Here is a 1085-nt window from a genome sequence, read left to right as displayed (position 1 = left end):
TGTACTGAGCCATCAGGTTGGTGACACTCGGGCTGCGGGAGTGAGTCCGTGGCTTGAGTGGATCCGGTCAGTGTTGTAGTGCTCGATCCAGGGCGCAAGGGCGTCGGCTCGTGCTCGGTTGCTGGTAAAGGGCTGCCGGTAAGCCCATTCGGTCGCGAGGGTCCGGTTGAAGCGCTCGACTTTCCCGTTCTGCCATGGGCAGTGCGGCTTGATGAACTTCTGCTTCGCGCCGAGCGCTGCGACGGCGTCCTTGAACGCGGTCGAGTGGCGGTAGGCGAACGCGTTGTCTGAGATCACCCGCTCGATCCGAGCGATGCCGTGGCCGGCGAAGTATGCGGCGGCGCGGGTCAGGAACCCGGCAGCGGTCGCGCCTTTCTCGTCCGGGTGGATCTCCGCGTAAGCGAGGCGGGTGTGGTCATCGACGGCAGCGTGCACATAGTCGAAGCCCGGCCCGTTCTTGCGGTGCCGCGTCGTCGAGGTCGCTTCGCGGCCTAACGACCGCCACCCGCCTCCGTCGGGGATCCGGCCGAGCTTTTTCACGTCGACGTGGACCATGTCGCCGGGACGGTCGTGCTCGTATCGGTTCGTCGTTGCTCGGGTGGCGCGGATCGGCGCTCCGGTGATCGGGTCCAACCACGCCAACGGCGGCACCTCATGCCGGCGGAGGATGCGGGAGATCGTCCGCGCCGGGACGCCGGTCTCGGCGGCGAGCCTGGCGGGACCGAACCGGAGCCGAATCCTGGCAGCAAGGACCAGGGTTTCGCGTTCCGGACTGGTCTTCGTCGGCATCCTGCGTGGACGGCTCGACCGATCCGACAAGCCGACGACACCTTCGGCGCGGAACCGGCGCACCCACCGGTGCGCGCACTGGCGTGAGACGCCGAGCTCTTTCGCGACGTGCGCGACGGGACGGCGATCCTCGACGACGCGCGCGACGAGCAGTCGTCGTCCGTGCAGCGTCAATCGAGCGTTAGCGTGGGACACCGAGGCCTCCTGGCGATGGTTGAACTAGACAGCTCCATCAAGCCAGGAGGCCTCGCCGCGTCACAACCCCCGAAGTGTCACCAACGTCACGGCCAGGTACA

The 1085-nt window shown here is 67.3% G+C and carries 1 protein-coding gene; it reads right to left on the bottom strand.

The annotated features are described in order from the left end of the window. Positions 1 to 12: 12 nt before the first annotated feature. Positions 13 to 984 carry an IS481 family transposase gene (locus ACO0E0_RS15135; protein WP_422872274.1) on the bottom strand — a complete coding sequence of 324 codons (972 nt, stop codon included), beginning with the start codon at positions 982 to 984 and terminating at the stop codon, positions 13 to 15. Positions 985 to 1085 lie beyond the last annotated feature (101 nt).

The sequence above is a fragment of the Curtobacterium phyllosphaerae genome (assembly GCF_049341865.1).
GTDB classification, from domain to species: Bacteria; Actinomycetota; Actinomycetes; order Actinomycetales; family Microbacteriaceae; genus Curtobacterium; species Curtobacterium phyllosphaerae.
This window is presented reverse-complemented; position numbering and strand designations above follow the sequence as displayed.